We start from the raw sequence: 23,411 nt of genomic DNA, 5'->3' as shown, positions 1-23,411 counted from the left end.
TGTCCTTACAATAAAATAATAAACTAATTTTGCACTCTCAAAGGTACTACTATTGCCATATTCTCCGAAAAAAAAGTATATAAATTTAGTAGTTAATTACTTTGAGATGGCAAATATACAGCAAAATAATAAGAGAATAATTCTAAATAGCAAGATTTTGATCCTACAACAGAGAATAGATGCCTTCGTTAAACTTGGGTCCTTCCTCGCTTCGGCCGAAGGAGCGGAATCCCCTATTTTACATGCCGTATCGACAAAGAACCCCTGGTATACTCGTGCAAATGTGCTGCAGCAATTCCAAGCGATTGCCGGCAACCTGACTGCTGCAAAATTGGAACAGTGGCTCGCAAATGCCCCCCAGCAGGATGTTCCGAAAACAGTAGGTCTTGTCCTGGCAGGAAACCTCCCATTGGTGGGCTTCCACGATATCATGACCGTGCTGCTCGCTGGATTTACCGCCATGATCAAAACCTCATCCGACGATGCCGGACTGACCAATTTTGTTCTCGATAAACTCCTAGAAATCGAACCCCAATTTAGGGAAAAGATAAAACTGGTGGAGCGCCTGGAAAATTTCGACCTGGTCATTGCGACGGGAAGCAACAATTCCGCCCGGTACTTCGAACATTACTTCGGCAAATACCCACACATTATCCGCAAGAACAGAAACTCCTTGGCGGTTCTTTCCGGTCAGGAAACGCCTGAACAATTGACAGCCCTGGGACACGATATCTTTGACTATTTCGGATTGGGCTGCCGCTCCGTATCCAAAATATTCCTACCGAAAGCATACTCCATTCCGCACCTATTCGATCAGTTGGAAAGTTTCCATCCCATCAAGGATCACTTCAAGTACAACAACAACTACGATTTCAATAAATCCATCTACCTGATCAATAAGAATGTGCATTTCGACAATGGCTTTTTGCTGTTGAAGGAGGATGATGCCCTGGCCTCTCCCCTTGCCGTGGTGCATTATGCCTATTACGAGAACATCCAGGACGTGAAGGAATACATCAATTCGCATAGCGAAGAAATCCAATGCGTAACTACGGAAATGGACCTGCAAGGAGTTGAATCTCCGGTATTCGCGTTGGGGAACAGCCAATGCCCGGCTTTGGACGACTATGCCGATAATGTGGATACCTTGGCTTTTCTAGTGGCGAACCAATAAATCGCATTTATTAACGTTATATCATTGGGATTTCGTAAAAAATTATAATTTTGTTTGACTATGTATGTTATTAAGGTGAAAGGTGTGGCGAAGATTCCAGATTATGTGCAATTGCGCGACGATGCATTCACACTTTTGGCTTATTTCCGCGTAGATAGACCAGACAAATCATTAGACAAGATTGGCTTAGGAGATAAAGCGGACTATATCATGGATATTGTCCGGGAACTTCCTTTTGGCCAGATAAAAAAAATTGAACTATAAAAGAACCATGAGAGAAACAAATACCGTTATCAAGCTGAAGAACGTAGAAATATACCAACAGAAGCACCTGGTGCTATCCAATGTCAATTTGGATATCGAGCAGGGCGAATTCTTATATTTAATCGGTCAATCAGGTTCTGGTAAGAGTAGTTTATTGAAAATCATCTATGGTGACCTGTACATTGCGAACGGCGAGGGCATGGTGGCAGGCTTTGACCTGAAGAAGCTCCACGAGAACGATGTTCCCTTCCTACGCCGTAAATTGGGCATTGTATTCCAGGACTTCCATTTATTGAACGACCGTACCGTAGAGAAGAACTTGGAGTTCGCGCTACGTGCGACGGGCTGGCGCGAGCGTGCGCAGATTGAGAACCGGATCGTTGATGTACTTGAAAAAGTAGGTCTTCGCTCCAAGTTGAAGAAAATGCCACACGAGCTATCGGGTGGTGAGCAACAGCGCGTGGTGATTGCCCGTGCCTTGCTGAACAATCCGGAGATCATCCTGGCGGATGAGCCGACAGGAAACCTGGATCCGGCAACCTCCGAGGAAATCGTCCTGTTGCTGCGCGATATCGCCGCTTCCGGAACGGCTGTACTCATGGCCACACATGATTACCAAATTATCAGAAACATGCCTGCACGTATCCTGAAGACTGCTGATGGAGGCCTGCATGACAATGTCAGCATCTAAAGGCTGACAATAAATTTACAATCCGACATATTTGCCAGTACGTCTTCGGAAATACTGACAGCATGTCGGATTTTTTGTGTTGGCAACAAAATTGTTGCTACGCATCTCATAAGTGTAATTAATACCTATCAGAGCGATGATGAACGAAAACGAGAATATGCAAGACCCGGAATTCAATTCGGATGAGCACGTAGAGAACACTTCTACCGAGACCCAAGATCTGACAAACCAACTGCAAGAAGCAAATGACAAATATGCACGTCTATTTGCGGAATTCGACAACTATAAGAAACGGACCTCCAGAGAGAAAGTAGAATTGCTACAATCGGCTGGCAAGGACGTGATCATCAAATTATTGCCTGTATTGGACGATTTTGATCGCGCCTTAGGGTTCATGAAAGATATCCCGAACGATGACCCGGTAAAACAGGGCGTTGATTTGGTGTACAATAAACTGCAAAAAACAATGGACCAACTTGGTGTTAAGGAAATCAATGTCATCGGTCAGCCTTTTGACCCTGAATTCCAGGAAGCCATTACCTCCATCCCTGCACCTTCGGACGATTTAAAGAATAAAGTAATCGATGTGATCGAAAAAGGTTATCTGATGAACGATAGCGTGATTCGATTTGCCAAAGTTGTTGTAGGCCAATAAGATTAATACCATGTCAAAAAGAGATTATTACGATGTCCTTGGCGTAAGCCGGACAGCTGAGGTGACAGAGATCAAGACTGCCTACCGAAAGCTAGCGATCAAGTATCACCCGGATAAAAACCCTGGTGATAAAGAAGCGGAGGACAAATTCAAGGAAGCTGCCGAAGCGTATGAGATTTTGAGCAATGCGGAGAAACGTCGTCGTTATGACCAATTCGGTCATTCGGGGAACTCTGCTTCGGGCTATGGCGGTGGCGGCATGAACATGGAGGATATCTTCAGTCAATTTGGGGATATCTTCGGTGGTGGCAACCCTTTTGAGAGCTTCTTCGGTGGCGGTGGCGGCGGCCAACGTGGCGGCCGTCGCGTGCAACGCGGAACCAACCTGCGCATCAAAGTAAAGCTTACGCTGGAAGAAATTGCCAAGGGTGTAGAGAAGAAAGTGAAAGTCAACAAAAAGGTGAAATGTAGCACCTGTGACGGTTCTGGCGCGAAAGACAAGAATTCCTACCACACCTGTAATACCTGTGGCGGTAGCGGAGCGGTCCGTCGTGTCACCAATACGATCCTTGGCCAGATGCAGACCACCAGCACCTGTCCGACCTGTAATGGTGAAGGAGTTGAGATCACCGCAAAATGTACTAGCTGTAAAGGCGAAGGTTTGGTGAATGGCGAAGAAACCATCTCCATCAATATCCCTGCAGGGGTAAGCGAAGGCATGCAGCTGTCCATGAGTGGCAAAGGGAATGCAGCGCCGCGCGGCGGAATCCCTGGAGACCTGATCATTCTGGTGGAAGAAGTGCCGCACGAAACATTGAAACGCGATGGCATCAATGTCATCTATGACCTGTACGTGAATTTTGCCGATGCAGCGCTGGGAACCAGCGTAGAAATACCGACCATCGATGGAAAGGCGAAGATCAAGATCGAACCTGGAACACAGGGTGGCAAGATCTTGCGCCTGAAAGGTAAAGGTGTGCCGGAGGTGAACTCCTACCACAAGGGTGACCAACTGGTTTACGTGAATGTATGGACGCCAAAAACGGTTTCAAAGGAGGAAAAGGAATTGTTGGAAAAACTGAAAGGTTCAGCAAACTTCAAACCTCAACCTGGAAAAAGCGAAAAATCATTCTTTGAGCGCATCAAGGAATACTTCGAATAATTTGTTTATTTAATGAATACTTACCTATTAGGTATGCAAAAACACCGGTATCTTTCGATTACCGGTGTTTTTTTATGTCCTTCTCCCCTAATTCAGGAGGATAATATCCAATTGTCGGGATACCTTTTCGAGATAAGTTCGATCACCACCGCCGAGTTCCAAAGTTAGGTACTCCCCTTTATACCCCGATGCCTGGATGGCTTTCATCACCACCGGCCAATTGACATCGCCCTGGCCCAATTCAACGGAAAATCCCTTACGCATGCCTTCCTCATTCATGATCTTGCGACTGAACTCCTTGACATGCAGCTTGAAAATCCGTTCACCGAGCACTTCCAGCCAATGTTCAGGCCAGCCATAGCGCAGCACATTCCCCAGGTCGAAATACCAGCCTACCATCGGATGGTCTATCGCATCCAGAAAAGCCAGCGCTTCCATCGGACTCAGGATAAAATTGTTCCATACATTTTCCAGCCCGATCCGCACCCCCGTTTTCTCGGCATAAGGAATGAGTTTCCGAACGCTCTCCAGGGCATTGGCAAATGCCGTTTTGTAACTGACCTGCTCACTTACGACACCAGGAACGACCAAAACCGTATCGGCCCCCATTTCCTTGCTCTCCTGTAGGGAACGACCAATGGACTCAACGATGAATTTGCGGTTTTCGGGATTGGGATCCGATAGTGGCTTGTTCCAATGGTCCTTGTTGACCGTGCTAGGTATGGCTACTCCCGTTTTGTCGCGCGCCGACAGGATCTCCTTCATCGGGACTTCCAGCGGGGTATTGAATTCAATGCCATCGAACCCCAGATCCTTGACCAATTTAAACTTATCCAAAACGGAGAGCTCTTCCTTGATCATGTAATAACTGATTCCTTTTTTATACGGGCTTGCTTGAATGGGTGATGTTAACCCCGCAAATGCATCCGCAGTGAGGGCCGTACCGGTCAAGAGTGCTAGTGATTTTAAAAATTCTTTTCGGTGCATAAATCGATTGGCAATAGGTTGATGTCTCTAAAATAGGAAATTAAAACCAATTGCTGTAAGCAAAAATTCCCGGAATACCACCGGTATGAATAAAGAGGATGGGCTCCCCTGCTGTAAACAACCCCTTTTTGATATCGCCCAGCATACCGGCAAAAGCCTTGCCCGTATAAACGGGATCCAAGAAAATACCTTCTGTTTGTGCCAATAATTTGATGGTTTCCAGTGTTTCTGGGGATGGAATACCGTATTGTTCGCCCACATAGGCATTGCTCACCTGTATGCTTCCCATATCTGTTTTGGAACCTGCGGCAAATTCCGCCAGAATCTGTTGATAGATGGTCTGTGTCTCCGTAAGCAACGGCTCCCGATCGATCTGTACGTTGTAAGTCTGGATGCGTACATCTGCTCGATCCTGCAGGTGATAGCCTGCAAGTAAACCGGCGTGGGTGCCGCCAGATCCTGTAGCCAAGGCAATCTTCGTGAAATCCAAATCCAAAAAGCGGCATTGCTCCACGATCTCATAGGCTGCACGTGCATAGCCAAAACCGCCGACCTTATTGGATCCACCTACCGGAATGAAATATACCCGGTCACCTGCTTCTTCATAATGTTTGATGAGGGAACTGATATATGCGGATGCCGTGCCGTCATTTGGAATTTCATAGATGCGTGCATCGACAATATTATCCAACACGATATTGCCGTTGAGTTGATAATCTTCCGTATCCTGAGGGACGGCATTCTTGAGTACCAAATCGACCGTGAACCCTGCCATGCGTGCAGCCACGGCTGTTAACCTAGCATGGTTGGACTGCCTTGCCCCTACGGTTATGATCCGGTTGGCGCCCTGTTTCTTGGCCTCCGCAAGCAGGTACTCCAATTTCCGCAGCTTATTTCCTCCTAGTCCCAAATCTGTCAGGTCATCGCGCTTCATATAAATGTCTGTTCCGATACGCTTACTCAGCTGCCGGAGATGTACCAAAGGACTGACCTGTTGCAGGAGCGATAAACGACCATAGCCGACCTGCTCCATATGGGAATCGAATGCAGAAATTGTTTTCATACGTAAAGTTAAAGAATACAATGCATTAATTAAAAACACAAATAATTGGTATTTTTATGATATTTTTGGTAATATTGCGGTAGTTCAAATAAATATTTAATAATAAATGTCCCTTAATTTTAAGAATTTCATCAAACTTGTAGACCAGCGGAATCCCAATGAACCTGAATTTCTACAAGCTGTCACCGAAGTGGTTGAGGATTTGATTCCCTATGTGATCGAGCATCGCAGTGATTTCATTGACCTGAAGATCTTGGAACGCATGGTGGAACCGGAACGTGTCGTTTCCTTCCGTGTAGCTTGGCTTGACGATAAGCACCAGATTCAGGTAAACCGTGGGTATCGGGTGCAGATGAATTCCGCGATCGGCCCGTATAAGGGCGGTCTTCGTTTTGCTCCGGATGTGAACCTGAGCATATTGAAATTTTTGGCATTTGAACAGGTCTTTAAGAACAGTCTGACGGGAATTCCGATCGGCGGCGGTAAGGGCGGTTCGGATTTTGACCCAAAAGGCAAATCCGATACGGAAATCATGCGCTTCTGCCAGAGCTTTATGACGGAGCTGCAGCGCCACATCGGTCCAGAAACGGATGTTCCTGCCGGTGATATCGGTGTTGGCACGCGTGAGATCGGTTACCTATTCGGACAGTACAAACGCTTGCAGAACAACTTTACAGGCGTCCTGACCGGCAAAGGCATCCAATGGGGCGGTTCCTATATCCGTCCGGAAGCTACGGGCTATGGCCTACTCTATTTTGTACAATGCATATTGGACTACAACAACGAATCTATCGAAGGCAAGACCGTCGCGATTTCCGGCGCGGGAAATGTGGCGTACTACGCAGCCGAAAAGGCAATCCAGCTGGGCGCCAAGGTCATTACGCTTTCCAATAGCCAGGGAACTATCTACGATAAGGATGGGTTCACTATCGAAAAGCTGATCTATCTAGGCACGCTGGGCCGAGATTTGGCCAAATACGCCAAAAAGTATCCGGCAACTGCCAGCTACCATGCGAAGGAAAATCCATGGCAATTTAAGTGCGATATAGCCCTGCCTTGTGCTACACAGAATGAAATCAATGAAGCTGACGCGAAGAAACTGGTGAAGAATGGCTGTACGATCGTGGCCGAAGGCGCTAATATGCCATCCACGGCGGAAGCCATCAAAGTTTACCACCAGGCAAAAATCCATTTTGGACCGGGCAAGGCCGCCAATGCAGGTGGTGTTGCGGTATCCGGATTGGAGATGTCCCAGAATGCGATCGGGCAGCAATGGTCTCCTGAAAAAGTAGACCATCGGTTGAAGTTGATCATGGAAAACATCCACAAGACCTGTGTTCGTTTCGGAAAAGAGCCCAATGGCTATGTCAATTATCTCAAAGGTGCCAACATAGGCGGCTTCATCAAAGTAGCCGAAGCCATGAAGGCGCAAGGTGTCGTGTAATTATATTGGTTATAATTTATATTTTTGGAGTTCCGGCCAGCATGGTCGGAACTTTTTTATGCCGCCAACATTTCAGTTTTGGTAGGCAGATCCTTGATCATAAAAATTTTTAATATGCGTGTATTAGCAGAGTTACCCCACCCAGATTGCAAGATTACCATCTTTGGTATGAATCAAAAATTTATCATCAAATTCGAACAGGGCACATTGGAACAATCCTATAAATTAGCCGAGGCCGATGTGGTCGGCGGTATCAATGGGGTATTCGAAATGCTCGATGAAGAATTCATTCAGCAGGTCGTTGGTCTTTTTGGCCAGATGAGAACCGCAATTATAGATACCTACAACAAATATCAATAAACAGTTGATTTAAATGTGATAAAACACTGAATATAATAGCATTAATAATTTAAAAAGCCTGAAACAAAATATTATTTTGTTTCAGGCTTTTATTTGGATTAAACCATCACTTTAATTAAAAGTTATACTTTATATATTTTTTATAATTAACTGATAAATATGCATATACACATTTGTTAAAAATATTATTTGGCTAGTAAATCCGCCAAATAATCCACGCCTACCGATGCTTTTTCGGAAATTTTTGTCACCACAGGTGGCACGCGATATTCATCGGCATTGGGGTCAATCAGGATCAGTCGGCAATCGGGTTTTGTCTCATAAATCAAGTTGGCCGCCGGATACACCTGCAGGGATGTCCCGATGGTCACGAAGACATCTGCTTCCTGCGCCAGTTTGTAGGCCGGCACCATATTGGGCACCGCCTCCCCGAACCACACCACATGCGGACGCAACTGTGACCCACGTTCGCATCGGTCACCTTTGCGAATTTCATCCCCCGCGATAGCATAGACCAGATTAGGATCCAACGAGGATTGCGACTTCCGTATTTCACCATGCAGGTGCAGCACCTTAGTGCTGCCGGCGCGCTCATGCAGGTCATCGATATTCTGCGTGATGATATGGACATCGTAGTCTTTTTCCAGTGCCGCCAATGCCAGATGGGCTTTGTTCGGTTGGGCGGCAATACAGTTCTTGCGCCGTAGGTTATAGAATTCCTGTACCAGGTCGGGGTCTCGCGCCCAAGCTTCGGGGGTCGCAACATCTTCCACACGATGGCCTTCCCAAAGTCCATCCGTCCCGCGGAAAGTCGGCAGACCGCTCTCCACGGAAATGCCAGCTCCCGTAAATATGACTATCTTCTTCATAAAATCTTGAATTAAAAAAAATCGGTTCCATAAGTTATGAAACCGATTTTAAAAATGTGTTGTGAAATTGTTATTTCACAAAATACCTATGTTCAACAACGGTAGCATCTGGTTGCTTACCTTCAACCGCCTCCTTGATCGGACACGAGCCAGTAACGCCTCTGAATACCAATGCACCACCGAGTGTCAATCCGGAAATAGCGGTCAACGGGCTGGAGAACAACTTACGTGCTCCCATACCGATAATAAAACCACCAGCTATAACCGATAGAATACGTTCCGATGTACCTAAGTTTCCATATTCGCAGGATTCATCCAACTTTGTTTTTACCTTATCAATTGCAAAATTTAATATACCGCTCATATTTGTCATTATTTAAACCTTATCCTATAAACGCTCGAAAAAGGAAAATGTTTCCGATTGGGAATAAAATTTGTTAGGGATGGGAATATTATAGTACATTCACGAATAGAAATTGGATTTATGCAAGTAAAGAAATATTCTGGAGAGCTGGTTCCGTTTGATGAAGCAGCCTTGAGACGTTCCCTGACCCGCTCTGGAGCGAGCGAACAGGAAGTGAACCTCGTTTATGAGAATATCAAAGGTTCCCTCTACGACGGCATCAGCACCAAGGAGCTGTACGAATTGGCCTTCACGTCGCTGCGCGGTAAAAAGGACTCGTATGCTGCCCGGTACAGCCTGAAGAAAGCACTGCGGGAACTGGGCCCCGAAGGATTCTATTTCGAAAAATGGATCGCACGCTTATTTCAGGAAGATGGCTTCCAAGCCGTTACCGGACAAACCGTACAGGGTCATGCCGTAAGCCATGAATTGGATGTGGTAGCACTGAAGGACGGAAAATTATTTGCCGTGGAATGTAAATTCCGGAACGATGCAGACGCGAAGGTCTCGGTGACCACGCCGATGTACTATAAATCGAGAAAAGAAGATATTCTCGGGATCAATTATACATTCTTCGGCCAGAACCTCCAATTCTCTGATGGTTGGTTGGTTACCAATGCCTATTTCACAACGGATTCGATTGCCTTTGCCAATCATTACAAGCTGAACATGCTTTCCTGGAATTACCCTGAGGGGAAATGCCTGAAGACCCGCGTGGATAACAACGGTGAATATCCGGTAACCTGCCTGACCAACCTGAGCAGTCAGGATAAGGCGATGTTGCTCAAGAACCAGATTATCCTGGTGAAAGACCTCCTTAAAAAACCGGAAGTCCTGAACACCATTCAGCTGCCTAAGGATAAACAGGAAGTTTTATTGAAAGAAGCAAAAGAATTAATAGACAGCCCATTATCACATGAGTAATAAATTTGTAAGAGAGGAGATTAAATTCTTCAAGGGCGCGCGGAGCCGGTGGAATGAACTGAAATATGCCCTCGGTGTGGTGTATCAATTTATGAAGGGATTCCGTACGCTCCATTTCGTTGGTCCATGTGTGACAGTCTTTGGGTCCGCCCGTTTTGACGAGAATCACACCTACTATAAACAGGCACGTGCCGTATCTGCCGAACTGGCGAAATTGAACTACACCATTATGACCGGTGGTGGTCCCGGCATTATGGAAGCTGCAAACCGCGGTGCAAAGGATGTAAATGGCAAGTCCGTGGGGTGCAACATTGTTCTGCCACATGAACAGCACCACAACCCTTACATGGATAAATTCGTGAACATCGACTATTTCTTTGTGCGAAAGGAGCTGTTGAGGAAATATTCATTTGCATTTGTGATTATGCCCGGTGGTTTTGGAACACTCGATGAATTTTTCGAAACCTTAACTTTAATTCAGACTAAGAAAATCACACAGTTTCCGATAGTTATCATGGGTTTAGAATACCATAGGAATATCTGGGAACACGTTCGCTTAATGATCGAAGAAAAGACCATCAGCCCGGAAGATCAGGACCTACTTCTGTTTACCGACGATCTCCAGGAAGCCGTGGACCATATCCGAAAGTATGCCGACGCCAACAAGGTTATCCATTTGAAAGAACAGAAACCCAATTGGATTCTGGGCGAGAAAAAAGCGATATAAAGGTTATTGCACCAATACCCAAAGCGCCCCGCTATTTCATCAGTAGCGGGGCGCTTTGTTTTATTTTTCGAACCGAACTTGGTTATGAAGGACAGTCCTATAGGTGCTGTGGTAAATAGACCGTGCCGAATTCCTGCAACTCCTTGATATTTGGGATCTCCTCAAATATGCCATATACAGCAGATCCGGAGCCGCTCATGGATGCGTATATAGCACCTGTTTCATAAAGTTTTTGTTTAAGTCGATTCAACTGCGGATATCTGTCAAAAAGCGACAGCTCAAAATCATTCACGATGCCATACTTCCATTCCTGGATGGGTAACTTAACGGCTTCGCGAAGGTCGATTGCAGCCGGCTTAGGCTCCACGCCTGCATAGGCATCTGCCGTCGAGATATGTACATCTGGCTTAACAACAATGATATGGTATGCCTCCAGATCCAAATCAATGGGCGACAATTCCGTACCGATCCCCTCCGCATACATAGGTTTGTTCGCGATGAAGAATGGACAGTCGGCACCCAATTGTCCCGCCAATTCCATCAGCCTATCCTGTCCCAAATTCAGGTTGAAGAAATCATCCAATAATAGCAAGGTCGCACTGGCATCGGAAGATCCGCCGCCAAGACCAGCCCCCATGGGGATATGCTTGAGCAAATGGATCTTCACGGGATCTACAGCATAGCTTCCAGCCAATAACCGAAAGGCCCTAAGGCATAGGTTGTTTTCATCGGCCGCTAAATCTGAATTCCAGATCTGCAATTCCAATGTATCCGCTGGAATAATTTCCACGACATCATAAATCTTTACAGGATAGAAAACGGTCTCCAGATCATGGTAACCATCTTTTCTTTTATTGGTAATTTGCAGACCAATGTTGATTTTAGCGTTTGCGAACTTAAGCATTATACAAATTAAATGATTTTCCAGCATGTGGCAATAAAAATTTGATTCTCCCACGAAGCTTTAAGTATATTTGACTCTTGAAATATGGTAAAATACGTGCGATTTCTTCTTTTGATCCTACTTTTTGTAACTGGACATACAATATTTGGCCAGAATATTCCGCGTGTTGGCTCTCCCTTTGTGCAACAGTACAGCAAGAGCGTGTACCAGGCGGGCAACCAGAATTGGGGATTGGCGGTTAGCCCTGAGGGCTTTATCTATGCCGCAAATACGGAAGGTCTGTTGGCCTTTGATGGACAGGAATGGAAACTCCACCCCATGAAAAACAGAGCTTCGCTCCGAAGTGTCAACATCGATGCATCGGGTCGCATATTTGTGGGCGGCGCTGGGGAATTTGGATACTGGACACGTTCAGCCTACGGCAAGATGGCCTACACGAGCCTAACGGGGCTTGTCCAAGATCAGCAGAGCCTACGGAATGAGGAAATCTGGCGCATCATCATCGATGGGCGCAAGATCTATTTCCACACCTTTTCAAAAAGCTACCTCTACGAAAACAACCAGATAACGCCCATTACCGCCGACGGAGAACCTTTTCTGTTCGGTTTTCAGGTAAATGATAAGCTTTATTTCGAACAGATTCCCTCCGGGTTGCACCAATATGCCAACGGCAAATTGGTCAAGGTAAAAGATGCCGATGTCCTGAAGGGCATGAATATCCTGACCATCCTGCCATTCATGGGCAATGATGTTTTGATCGGAACGGCCAACAACGGCATTTTCAGGATGAATGCGCAAGGTGATATTACGCCATGGCAAACGGAGGCTTCGGATTTCCTGAAAAAATACCAGATCAACAATGGCGTTAAGCTTTTCGGGAACCAATACGCCTTCGGAACGATCCAGAACGGGGTAATCATCCTCAATCAACAGGGTGAGATCGTCCAGCACATCAGCAAGAACAACGGATTGCAGAACAACACCGTGCTTAGTTTGGCGGTGGACAAGCAGTTCAACCTATGGGTAGGCTTGGACAACGGGATCGATCGGATCGATGTCAACAGTCCTTTATATTACTATGCCGATCTGACCGGGAATATCGGTACGGTCTATACCTCCATTATATTCGACAACAAAATCTACCTGGGTACCAACCAAGGGCTGTTCGTCAGTGATTGGCACGGCACGGACCAGTATAAGTCGCTCAATTTCCGGATTGTTCCAGGTTCACAGGGACAGGTTTGGAAATTGGAGAATATCAACGGCCAGTTGGTCTGTGGCCATAACAACGGTACATTCCTTGTTGAAAATGGCAACCTCAGGCAGATATCCACCGTGACGGGCGCTTGGCAATTCATGGCGATTGCGGACTCACCCTATTGGCTGCAGGCCAATTACACCGGCATTGGCCTCATGGATGCAAATAACCCCTTACGTTTTATCAAGCAGTTCAGCTACAACAAATCACCGGTCCGCCACATGATCCAACGGGGTGAAACGGAATTCTGGCTGAGCAACAACCAAACGGTTTATAGTTTCCGTCTGCGGCCCGATCTGCAGGAAGCCGTTGAATTCCGCCCGGAAACCAAAGGATTGCCGCAGAACACCAAATTGAACGGCATCTACAACCTCGCCAATAACATTGTCTTCGCGAGCGATTCCGGATTCTATCTCTACGACAACATCCTACGTTCCTTTAAGCCCTATGAAGAACTCAACCAGCAATTGGGAAGCTTTGCCAATGCCAATAAGATTATCCCTATCCGCAACAATGCCTATTGGTTCATTCTGAATTCGCATATCGCCCGGGTGGAACTCAAGAATGAAGGCAAACTGAAGATCGACTCCAGCTCCTGGAATTCGCTGAAGGGCAAGATGATGAACGACTATGAACAGATCCTCAACGTCAATGATAACCTTTCCATCATTGGCCTCGACAATGGATTTGCGCTCTACTTTGACAAATATCCCTTGCAGCAACAGCTCCCCAAACCTATCATCACAAGCGTCTGGAACACAACGGGTGAGCCCTATCCTATTTATGATGAACTTCAGATAGACAACAAGCAGAACAACATCCGGATTGCCTTCGCCTCCCCTTGGTATTCTTCTGCTCCATTAAAGTACCAGTACTACCTGGAAGGCTATACGGAAAATTGGTCCAGTTGGGATGAGATCTCCTTTAAGGACTTTACCAACTTACCATTTGGGACTTACACGTTCCAGGTGCGGGCTATGGCCCCCAACGGCATGCAATCCGAGATATCCACCGTGACGTTTGAAATACATGCGCCTTGGTATTTCAGCTGGCCAGCCATCCTGATCTATATCCTGATATTGGCCGCCTTGGTCTATTTCCTCCGGAAATGGTACCAGCATCGACTTTTGCAGCACCAGCGACGCCTTAAGGAAAAATTATTGGCCGAGCAGGAAGAACGCATCGCGCGCGAAGCAGCAGCGAATGAAAAGAAACTGATATCCCTAAAGAATATCCAATTGGAGCAGGAACTGGAAAGCAAGAACAGGGAACTCGCGAATGCTGCGATGAACATTGTTTACAAGAACGAGATGCTGAACAACCTGCACCATGAGCTGACGAACCTGAACGACTCCAATGGGAACAAACTGAGCTCCGACCAATTGCGGAAAGTCAGCAAACTGATCGATGAAGCGCATAGCGACGATCGCGATTGGGACCTGTTCGAAAAGAGTTTCAATGAAGCCCATGAAAACTTCTTCAAGAAATTGAAAACCGGATACCCATCCCTCGTACCGAACGACTTGAAGTTGTGTGCTTACCTTCGTTTGAATATGTCTTCAAAGGAAATTGCCTCCCTCTTGAACATCAGCACCCGGGGCGTCGAGATCCGTCGGTATAGACTCCGTAAGAAATTGAACCTGCCTACCGAAAAGAACTTATCTGAATTTCTTCTTGAAGTCTAGAAATCAGAAAGGGAATAATTGCATTATTCCCTTCTTTCCCGTTCAAAATTAACATCAAATCAACATAGAATTTATGTTAATTTTATGCAACCTACTACTACAACACTACATCAACAGCAAGTTTTATACTATGTGTATAATTTACACTTAGTAAGATTTATTCATGAGATTGATGTAGTGATATATCACTATAAATCAATATTCTACCTAATTTATCAGAAAATAATGAGCAAGTACCCATATGGTGTAGTAGTAATGTATATATCCTAAATTTTCAAACCAAACTAATACATCACATCTTTGTTAAGTGAATAATCACTTTTATTTACCTATGTATTAACTAAACAATATTTACTCAATTAAAACCATTTGTTATATGAGGAATTTATTTACGCTGACCTTTGTTTTTCTGTGTAGCATTACGGTGTTATATGGGCAGAACAAAACTGTAACAGGTACAGTAAAGGACAGCCAATCGATGATTGGACTGCCGGGTGTTTCTGTATCCATTAGTGGCAGATCAGGAGGCACGCAAACAGATGAGGCAGGCCGTTTTAGCCTGGAGGCCGCTCCTAACGAATCCTTAGTATTCTCTTTTGTAGGTTATGTCAGTCAAACAATCGAGATTGGCGACAAGGCACAGATCAATGTATTTTTAGATGATGAGAACATGGCCCTTGAGGAAGTTGTCGTTGTCGGTTATGGTACGACCAGAAAGGTAGACCTGACAGGATCCATTGGAAGTGTGAAATCCGATGAGATCGTGAAGCAACCGGCAATGTCCGCGATGCAATCCATTCAGGGTAAAGTAGCTGGTATCAATATCACCGCTTCAGATGCTCCGGGGTCAACCCCACAAGTCGTTATCCGCGGTCTAGGTACAGCCCTGGGCGGTAGAGATCCACTTTATATCGTGGATGGCTTCCCTACGGACAACCTGAACAGCATCAACCCTTCTGATATCGAATCCATCGATGTCCTAAAGGATGCATCCTCCGCCTCTATCTACGGTATGCGTGCAGCAAACGGGGTTGTTATGGTAACAACCAAAAAAGGTAGAGCAGGAACTGTTCGTATAGGTTTTGAATCGTATGCCGGCATGAAAAACATGTTGAATAAGGTTAAGATGGCGAATGCGGCACAATATGTAACCTATTACAATGAAAATATCACAGGTGTTGGTCGCGGAACGAAATTACAGACGCAGCAACCTTACGATACCGATTGGTTCGATGAATTGTTGCAGACCGGAACGGTGTTCAATAACTCCGTGAATATCTCCGGCGGATCCGAAGTAATCGACTACTTCGTAAGTGCCACAAACTTCACCGAGAACGGTATCCTTGATGGTTCAAAATTTGTCCGCAATACCGTTCGCAACAACAATACATACAAGTTCTTCGACAATAAATTGAAATTTACGCAGAACTTAAACTTATCCTTCAACAGATCGACTCCAAAGCCTTTCAGTTCATTCAATGATGCCTACCGCCAGACACCTTTGGCACCGGTTATGTTTGATAATGGCCGCTATGGAACGTCCATCTACAATTCTACAACTGGGGTTGCAGGTTACCAGACCAATCCGGGCGAAAACACAGGTAACTTAAACTCCATCGGAAACCCAGTATATGCCGTGTTGCGCAATAATGAATTGAACAGCCCAACCCGTATTCAAGGTGGTATTGAAGGTGAATACCAAATTTTAGACTTCTTAAAGATCAACTCCCGTATCGGTGGAACGAAAGTCTTCAGAAATGCACGTACTTTCACGGATATCAGAGCGAATTGGTTGAATGGCAGTCCGCTGCGTACAGATGCTGATTTTGATAAATTGAAAGGTGAAAATGTGGTTGACTACGCAGACAACAGCCTTTCCTACAGAAAAACAGAAGATTTCAGATGGCAATGGGAAACTTTCCTGACGTTTGAGAAAAACTTCAGTGGCCATAACCTGAACGTTGTAGCTGGTTTTTCAAGAGACAAATCATCCATTGGAAACTTTATCTCTGGAACGGGGTATGATGTTCCCGAACAGGAACAATATTGGAACATCAATATGGCTTCGGTTGAATACGATAAAGTGTTGAACCAAACGTACACCACACCGATTGCCTTGGCATCCTATTTTGGCCGTGTGCAGTACAACTACCAAAGCAAATATTATTTGACGGCTACAGTTCGTCATGATGGTTCTTCGGTATTCAGAAATACAGGTGATTACTTTGACACCTTCCCTGCCGTAGGTTTGGGATGGACCATCACCAACGAAGATTTCATGAAAGACAATACCGTGGTGAATTACTTAAAACTTCGTGCAAACTGGGGTATCCTTGGTAATGCAAACATTCCAGTGAATGTTGGCCAAGTACTCAGCAGTGAAGGAAGTAGCAATACCAACTATGTATTCGGTCCTGGCCAGACGATGATATTCGGTACGGCATTCGGTAGCCCAGCTTTACCATTGAAATGGGAAAAAACATACGAATCCGGAGTAGGACTAGACTTCGAATTTATGGATCGTAAGCTTTCTGGTTCCATTGACTACTACAACAAGTTGAACAACAACATGATCATGAACGTGATCCCGATCTTGAACTCCCCATTCTCCACGAACTTCTATGACCATGGTGGTAAGGTGAGAAACCAAGGTTTGGAATTTGCATTGAACTGGAAGAACAATGTTTCTGAAGACTTCTTCTATTCCATCGGTGTGAACTATGCGTACAACCACAACGAGCTGATCGAAGTTAAACCGACTTACGACGGTATGACCGGTGGTAGTTTATCGAATGGTCAGATCACCAAGCAGATCAAAGTGGGCAACCCGATCTATGCATGGTGGATGTGGGAAACAGATGGTGTTTGGCAAAATACAGACGAGATCAATGCGGGCGCGAAATACGGCTCTCCTCGCCCTGGACACCTGAAATATAAAGATCAGAACAATGACGGTGTCATTGACAACCGCGATAAAGTATTCTTGGGCTCGTATATGCCTTCTTCAACCTACGGTTTCAACATCGGCATCAACTATAAGGCGTTCGATTTCTCCATGGCTGGCTACGGTGTTGCCGGAAACAAGATCTACAATGCGCTGAAAGGCACACGTATCAATGGTGGTGAGAACATTACCGAAGATACATTCAACAACCGTTGGTCAGGTCCAGGCACGAACAATGTTGATCCGGGAGCAGACCGCGATGCCTATGCATCCAGCTATTACCTGGAATCTGGCAATTATTTCCGTATCAACAACATGACCTTGGGGTATACGTTCAAGAAATTATACAATTCAACGTCAAACCTTAGACTTTACGTGACGGCACAGAATCCATTTATGTTCACGAAATATTCAGGATTCTCTCCTGAGATTGCCAGCGATGGTAATCCACAGTTGACGCCGGGTATTGAGTTATCCGCTTACCCGACAACGAGAAACTTCTTGTTCGGTCTTAACGTTCAGTTTTAATCAATTAACGTACATCAATCATGAAATTAAGAACTTTAAATATATCCCTTTTAGCAGCTGCCGGTCTCTTGATGAGCAGCTGTGCTAAAGATTTCTTGGATGTTCCCTCGCAGGAAGCTGTGGAAGCTGGAGACAGCGAGGAAACGTATTCTCCAGAAACCTTTGTCAACGGCGTCTACGGTATGTTCACCGATTGGAACTATGCTTTCGCATTTTTAGGTGTTACGGAGATTATTTCCGACAATGCCGACAAAGGGTCTTCCCCTACTGATAACGGTGGCGATAAGGACATCCTCGATGCATTGACCTACACCACAACGGCAAGCTCCTTTGCTTCCATGTGGGAACATTGGTACAAATCAATCGGCCGTGCTACGGAAACCATCAAGTTCACGGAATCCTATGAAATGTCGGATGCCGCATTGAAGAACAGGTACATTGCTGAAGCGCGCTTCCTGCGTGCCCTGAATTACTTTTATTTGGTGCGTGGCTGGGGTGAAATTCCTATTCAGGAGCAAGACCTGATCCGTCGTGCCCCTGTTGCTGAAGTGTATGACTATATCGAAGCAGACCTAAAATTTGCGATCGATAACCTGCCTACCAAGAAGAACTACCCAGCTAAGGATTTGGGTCGTGCAACGAAAGGTGCCGCTCAGGCCCTATTGGCCAAGGTGCATTTGTACCAAGGGGAATGGCAAGCTGCTTTTGACCTGTCCAATGCGGTAATCAATTCAGGCGATTACAGCTTGGAGCCTGATTACAACACCATCTGGCGATTGGCTGGAGAAAACGGTCCGGAATCGATCTTTGAATTCCAGGCACGTGGTGAGTCTATAGCCCATGGTATCCAACAATATTCGGAAACACAAGGACCACGTGGTGGTACCGCCGGAATCGGTTGGGGTTTCAATACGCCATCCCAAAACCTTTTGGATGCCTTTAATGCAGAAAAAGATGCCATCCGTCGGGATGCGACCATTATTTTCCGTGGTGAAACCATGTACGACGGACGTGCGATCGGTAACACCGAAAATGAAATGTACAATGAAAAAGCCTACTCGTCCGCAAATGGCGGTGCTGGTGATGGCGATAAAAACCTTCGGTACCTTCGTTTAGGTGAAGTATACCTGATCAAGGCGGAAGCGGCCAATGAGTTGGGCAATTCCAGCGAGGCTTTGGCAGCGCTTAACATCGTGCGCTCTCGGGTTAAATTGCCAAATTCGACGGCATCTGGCCAAGCAGCTATCCGTACCGCGGTATGGAAGGAACGCCGCCTGGAGCTGGCTTTCGAACACGACAGATGGTTCGACCTCATCCGTACTAAACAAGCTGAAGCAGCCATGAAAGCGAATGGTAAAACATTCCAAACAAGGAATCTACTGTTCCCTATTCCTGACAATCAGCTGATCCAAACTCCGGATATGACCCAAAATACGGGTTGGTAATATCATACAGTTAGCGGGAGGGCAAGGAAAGCCCTCCCATATTTACAAGAATCACTTTTCCAACCAGCAATTCCAAATTGCTAGCTACTATACACTTATATGAAGATACGGACACTAACTATTGCCTTAATGATAAGCTTCGGGGGATTTACGGCTTGTCAGACGACCCTACAACAAGAACAAACAGATACAGGGACCGAAAAACCCGATACTACAGCGCTATCGGATGATTCGCTCATGAACAAGATCCAGCAGCAGACTTTCCAATATTTCTGGGAAGGTGCCGAGCCGACTTCGGGACTCGCCCGCGAGCGAATCCATATCGATGGCGAATATCCGCAGAATGACCAACAGGTTATTACCACCGGTGGTAGCGGTTTCGGAATCATGGGCATGGTAGTCGGTATGGAACGTGGCTTTATCACCAAGACGGAAGGTGAAACCCGACTGAATAAGATCATGGATTACCTGGCCAAAATCCCTCGGTTTAAGGGAGCTTGGTCCCATTGGTACCATGGTGACACGGGCAAGGTTAAAGCCTTCTCGGATAAGGATAATGGTGGTGACCTCGTAGAAACGGCTTTCCTCACGCAATCACTGATCGTGGTACGCGAATATTTCAAGAACGGAACGGATGCGCAGCAAGCCATTGCCAAAAAGGCGGATGCCTTGTGGCGTGAAATCGATTGGAACCATTACACCAATAGCAAGAATGTCTTGCTTTGGCACTGGAGCCCCAATCATGACTTCGGCATGAACCACCCTATCCAAGGCTATGACGAATGTCTGATCACCTATGTCCTTGCAGCATCGTCTCCTACACACCCTATCGACACCGCAGTATACCAAGAAGGATGGGCACGGAACGGAAAGATCAAATCCGACCTGACCAAATTTGATATCCCTATCGGCATCAAGCACAATGCACAGGAAGGACAGGTAGGTCCTTTGTTCTGGGCACACTATTCATTTATGGGTCTTGACCCTATGGGCTTGAAGGATCAATATGTGAACTATGAAGATGTGGTCCGCAACCACGCCAAGATCAATATCGCCTATGCGGAGGCCAACCCGAAACAATTCAAAGGGTACGGCGCAGACAAAGGTTGGGGATGGACAGCTTCCTATTCCATCACGGGATACGATGCCCATCACCCTGATAATGACAAATCGGTCATCAGCCCGACTGCGGCATTATCCTCTACCCCATATACACCGAAGGAAAGTTTAGCCTTTGGCAGGTATCTGTTCAATAATCTGGAAGATAAGGTTTGGGGTAAATACGGTTTTTACGATGCCTATAGCGAAACGGAAAATTGGTATCCACAACGCTATCTGGCGATCGATCAGGGCCCGATTGTGGTAATGATCGAAAATTACAGAACCGGGTTGGTATGGAATCTTTTCATGCAGGCCCCAGAAATACAGGCAGGATTGAAAAAATTAGGATTTCAGAGTCCTAAACTGAAATAAATTGGTGGTTAGTTTGTAATCAGCCCTTCGGGGCTGTTTACTTTTTTGAACGAACCTATTAGCAAGCCAACGCATACAACAAAATAACGCATACAGTCCATGAATTTAATAAAAGGTATACTCTGCTGCGGCTTGGTCCTATCCAGCCAATTGATCTTTGGGCAGCAGGATCCTAAAATGGATAGGTTCATCGATGACCTTATGGGAAAGATGACCATTGAAGAGAAGATCGGGCAGTTGAACCTGGTTACGGCTGGAGAAGCCACGACAGGATCTGTGGTGTCTACGGACGTGGAAGGAAAGATCAAAGCCGGCAATATCGGTGGTATCTTCAGCATGACCACGCCCGCACGCATCCGGAAGGCACAGGAATTGGCGGTCAACCAATCGCGCCTCAAGATTCCCATTATCTTCGGCATGGATGTGATCCATGGCTATAAAACCATATTCCCCATCCCGTTGGGCCTAGCGGCCACATGGGATATGGACCTGATCCAGAAAACAGCCCGCGTTGCGGCCATTGAGGCCTCCGCCGACGGACTGAACTGGACCTTCTCCCCGATGGTCGATATCTCTAGGGATGCCCGCTGGGGAAGGATCTCCGAAGGCAGCGGTGAAGATACTTATCTGAGCGCCCGCATTGCCCGGGAAATGGTGGTCGGCTACCAAGGCGACGACCTGAAGAAATACAATACGCTTATGGCCTGTGTGAAGCATTTCGCCCTATATGGTGCTGCAGAAGCCGGCCGTGATTACCACACCACGGACATGAGCTTGCACCGCATGTACAATGAATATTTGCCACCCTATAAGGCGGCTATCGATGCCGGAGCACAATCCATCATGACTTCATTCAACGACATCAATGGGGTTCCCGCCAGTGCGAACTCCTGGTTGCTGACTGATCTGTTGCGTACCGATTGGAAATTCAATGGCTTGGTCGTGACGGATTATACCGCAGTGAATGAACTGATTGACCACGGCTTGGGCGACTTGCAGCAGGTATCTGCCCTTTCCCTTAAAGCTGGTGTCGATATGGATATGGTTGGTGAAGGATTCCTGACCACCCTGAAGAAATCTCTTGACGAAGGAAAAGTGAGCGCAGCAGCGATTGATCGTGCGTGCCGCTATGTACTGGAAGCGAAATATAAACTGGGCTTATTCGAAGATCCATTCCGGTACTGCAATGAGGACCGTGCGAAAAAGGAAATCGGTAAATCTGAACACTTGCAATTGGCTCGGGAAGCAGCAACGAAATCCTTCGTGCTCCTGAAGAATGCCAACCAAACCTTGCCGCTTAAAAAATCAGGTACGGTGGCCGTCATCGGTCCATTGGCCAACACCGGCGCCAACATGCCTGGAACCTGGAGCGTAAGTGCCGACTTAGCCAAGACGGCATCCTTGGTCGATGGCATGCGTGCGGCATTGGGCAATCAGGTACAGATCGTGACCCACTTGGGTGCAAACCTGACGGATGATGCTGCCCTACAGGAACGTTCCACCATGTTTGGAAGAACCATTCCACGGGATGACCGCCCAGCGGAAACCATCATCGCAGAAGCGGTAGCAACGGCAAACAAGGCAGATGTTATAGTTGCTGCCCTTGGGGAAAGCTCCGAAATGAGTGGCGAAAGCTCCAGTCGTACGGACCTGAATATCCCAGCTAGCCAGCGCCGTCTATTGGAAGCTTTGCTGAAGACCGGCAAACCAGTAGTGCTGGTCCTATTTGCCGGAAGACCGCTGACGCTAACCTGGGAAAATGAGCATGTACCGGCCATCCTCAATGTATGGTTCGGAGGTACAGAAACAGGAAAAGCAGTTGCTGATGTTCTATTTGGTGATGTGAATCCATCCGGAAAGCTTCCAGCAACTTTCCCGCAGCATGTCGGTCAATTGCCGATGTACTACAGCCAAAAGAATACCGGAAGGCCATTGGCCGAAGGTGCGTGGTTCCAGAAATTCCGTTCCAATTACCTGGATGTGAGCAATGCCCCACTCTACCCTTTCGGTTACGGATTGAGCTACACCACTTTTGACTATAGCCCGATTACCCTCGATAAGCAAAAGATCACTGCATCTGACAAGTTGCAAGTTTCAGTACAACTTAAAAATGCCGGAAACTACGACGGTGCTGAAGTCGTTCAGCTCTATATCCGCGATATGGTCGGCTCTCAGACCCGTCCGATCAAGGAACTGAAGAACTTCCAGAAAGTATTCTTGAAAAAAGGTGAAACGAAGACCTTAACATTCGAGGTGAGCAATGAAGACCTGAAATTCTATAACCAAAAACTGGAGCATATTTCCGAACCGGGGATGTTCAAGGTTTTTGTCGGTGGAAATTCACGCGATCTGAAAGAAGCTGACTTTGAATTGGTCAACTAAGAACTTGCATAATAAATAAACCCTACGATTACCTATTGAAAACAAGGGGAAGGCGTCTAAATTTTAGAC

General features: G+C 46.3%; 19 protein-coding genes. 14 read left to right on the top strand and 5 right to left on the bottom strand.

Annotation, left to right across the window (positions count from 1 at the left end):
- Positions 1-157 precede the first annotated feature (157 nt).
- From G6N79_RS12005 to dnaJ, 5 genes are all read left to right on the top strand, one after another.
- On the top strand, positions 158-1,174 hold the full coding sequence (locus G6N79_RS12005) for an acyl-CoA reductase (RefSeq protein WP_234993197.1): 1,017 nt from the start codon (positions 158-160) through the stop codon (positions 1,172-1,174).
- A gap of 60 nt (positions 1,175-1,234) precedes the next feature.
- The gene (locus G6N79_RS12000; protein WP_103906315.1) at positions 1,235-1,438 is read left to right on the top strand and encodes a fructose-6-phosphate aldolase; all 204 of its coding nucleotides are present in this window, start codon (positions 1,235-1,237) and stop codon (positions 1,436-1,438) included.
- 7 nt (positions 1,439-1,445) lie between these two features.
- Positions 1,446-2,129 (top strand): cell division ATP-binding protein FtsE, encoded by a 684-nt coding sequence (locus tag G6N79_RS11995; RefSeq protein WP_103906316.1) that lies wholly within the window; start codon positions 1,446-1,448, stop codon positions 2,127-2,129.
- A gap of 136 nt (positions 2,130-2,265) precedes the next feature.
- The gene (locus G6N79_RS11990; protein ID WP_317046376.1) at positions 2,266-2,784 is read left to right on the top strand and encodes a nucleotide exchange factor GrpE; all 519 of its coding nucleotides are present in this window, start codon (positions 2,266-2,268) and stop codon (positions 2,782-2,784) included.
- 10 nt (positions 2,785-2,794) lie between these two features.
- On the top strand, positions 2,795-3,946 hold the full coding sequence (gene dnaJ, locus G6N79_RS11985; RefSeq protein WP_103906318.1) for a molecular chaperone DnaJ: 1,152 nt from the start codon (positions 2,795-2,797) through the stop codon (positions 3,944-3,946).
- An 87-nt stretch (positions 3,947-4,033) separates the two neighbouring features.
- Here dnaJ and G6N79_RS11980 read toward each other — a convergent pair whose 3' ends face one another.
- Positions 4,034-4,933 (bottom strand): sugar phosphate isomerase/epimerase family protein, encoded by a 900-nt coding sequence (locus G6N79_RS11980; protein ID WP_103906319.1) that lies wholly within the window; start codon positions 4,931-4,933, stop codon positions 4,034-4,036.
- 40 nt (positions 4,934-4,973) lie between these two features.
- Positions 4,974-5,996, bottom strand: coding sequence for a D-cysteine desulfhydrase family protein (locus G6N79_RS11975; RefSeq protein ID WP_103906320.1), 1,023 nt, complete (start codon positions 5,994-5,996; stop codon positions 4,974-4,976).
- Between the two features lie 106 nt (positions 5,997-6,102).
- Between G6N79_RS11975 and gdhA the strand changes: the two genes are divergently transcribed.
- Positions 6,103-7,440, top strand: a complete 1,338-nt coding sequence (gene gdhA / locus G6N79_RS11970) for an NADP-specific glutamate dehydrogenase (protein ID WP_103906321.1) — start codon at positions 6,103-6,105, stop codon at positions 7,438-7,440.
- Positions 7,441-7,554: 114 nt separating this feature from the next.
- Positions 7,555-7,800, top strand: a complete 246-nt coding sequence (locus G6N79_RS11965; RefSeq protein ID WP_103906449.1) for a hypothetical protein — start codon at positions 7,555-7,557, stop codon at positions 7,798-7,800.
- 185 nt (positions 7,801-7,985) lie between these two features.
- Here G6N79_RS11965 and G6N79_RS11960 read toward each other — a convergent pair whose 3' ends face one another.
- Together G6N79_RS11960 and G6N79_RS11955 are read right to left on the bottom strand one after the other, a co-directional pair.
- Positions 7,986-8,669, bottom strand: a complete 684-nt coding sequence (locus tag G6N79_RS11960) for an SIR2 family NAD-dependent protein deacylase (protein WP_103906322.1) — start codon at positions 8,667-8,669, stop codon at positions 7,986-7,988.
- A 70-nt stretch (positions 8,670-8,739) separates the two neighbouring features.
- Positions 8,740-9,033 (bottom strand): YgaP family membrane protein, encoded by a 294-nt coding sequence (locus tag G6N79_RS11955; RefSeq protein ID WP_103906450.1) that lies wholly within the window; start codon positions 9,031-9,033, stop codon positions 8,740-8,742.
- Between the two features lie 120 nt (positions 9,034-9,153).
- On the opposite strand from G6N79_RS11955, the gene G6N79_RS11950 reads away from it, so the two are divergent.
- Positions 9,154-9,996, top strand: coding sequence for an ATP cone domain-containing protein (locus tag G6N79_RS11950; protein WP_103906323.1), 843 nt, complete (start codon positions 9,154-9,156; stop codon positions 9,994-9,996).
- Positions 9,989-10,723 (top strand): LOG family protein, encoded by a 735-nt coding sequence (locus G6N79_RS11945; RefSeq protein WP_103906324.1) that lies wholly within the window; start codon positions 9,989-9,991, stop codon positions 10,721-10,723. Before G6N79_RS11950 ends, G6N79_RS11945 begins: the two co-directional genes overlap by 8 nt.
- 97 nt (positions 10,724-10,820) lie before the next feature.
- Here G6N79_RS11945 and ispE read toward each other — a convergent pair whose 3' ends face one another.
- Positions 10,821-11,627, bottom strand: coding sequence for a 4-(cytidine 5'-diphospho)-2-C-methyl-D-erythritol kinase (gene ispE / locus G6N79_RS11940; RefSeq protein ID WP_103906325.1), 807 nt, complete (start codon positions 11,625-11,627; stop codon positions 10,821-10,823).
- An 84-nt stretch (positions 11,628-11,711) separates the two neighbouring features.
- Here ispE and G6N79_RS11935 point away from each other — a divergent pair, with 84 nt between their 5' ends.
- The 5 genes from G6N79_RS11935 to bglX all read left to right on the top strand — a co-directional run bounded on the left by G6N79_RS11935 (position 11,712) and on the right by bglX (position 23,342).
- Positions 11,712-14,570, top strand: a complete 2,859-nt coding sequence (locus G6N79_RS11935) for a triple tyrosine motif-containing protein (RefSeq protein ID WP_103906326.1) — start codon at positions 11,712-11,714, stop codon at positions 14,568-14,570.
- 376 nt (positions 14,571-14,946) lie between these two features.
- Positions 14,947-18,042 carry a SusC/RagA family TonB-linked outer membrane protein gene (locus G6N79_RS11930; RefSeq protein WP_103906327.1) on the top strand — a complete coding sequence of 1,032 codons (3,096 nt, stop codon included), beginning with the start codon at positions 14,947-14,949 and terminating at the stop codon, positions 18,040-18,042.
- A gap of 20 nt (positions 18,043-18,062) precedes the next feature.
- The gene (locus G6N79_RS11925; protein ID WP_103906328.1) at positions 18,063-19,487 is read left to right on the top strand and encodes a RagB/SusD family nutrient uptake outer membrane protein; all 1,425 of its coding nucleotides are present in this window, start codon (positions 18,063-18,065) and stop codon (positions 19,485-19,487) included.
- Positions 19,488-19,586: 99 nt separating this feature from the next.
- Complete coding sequence (locus G6N79_RS11920; protein ID WP_103906329.1) at positions 19,587-20,960, top strand: glucoamylase family protein; 1,374 nt, start codon at positions 19,587-19,589, stop codon at positions 20,958-20,960.
- A gap of 99 nt (positions 20,961-21,059) precedes the next feature.
- Entirely contained in the window at positions 21,060-23,342 is a 2,283-nt protein-coding gene (bglX, locus tag G6N79_RS11915; RefSeq protein ID WP_103906330.1) for a beta-glucosidase BglX, read from the top strand.
- Positions 23,343-23,411 lie beyond the last annotated feature (69 nt).

The organism is Sphingobacterium lactis (genome assembly GCF_011046555.1).
Lineage (GTDB): Bacteria > Bacteroidota > Bacteroidia > Sphingobacteriales > Sphingobacteriaceae > Sphingobacterium > Sphingobacterium lactis.
The sequence above is the reverse complement of the archived record's forward strand: the minus strand, read 5'-3'. Positions and strand labels throughout refer to the sequence as shown.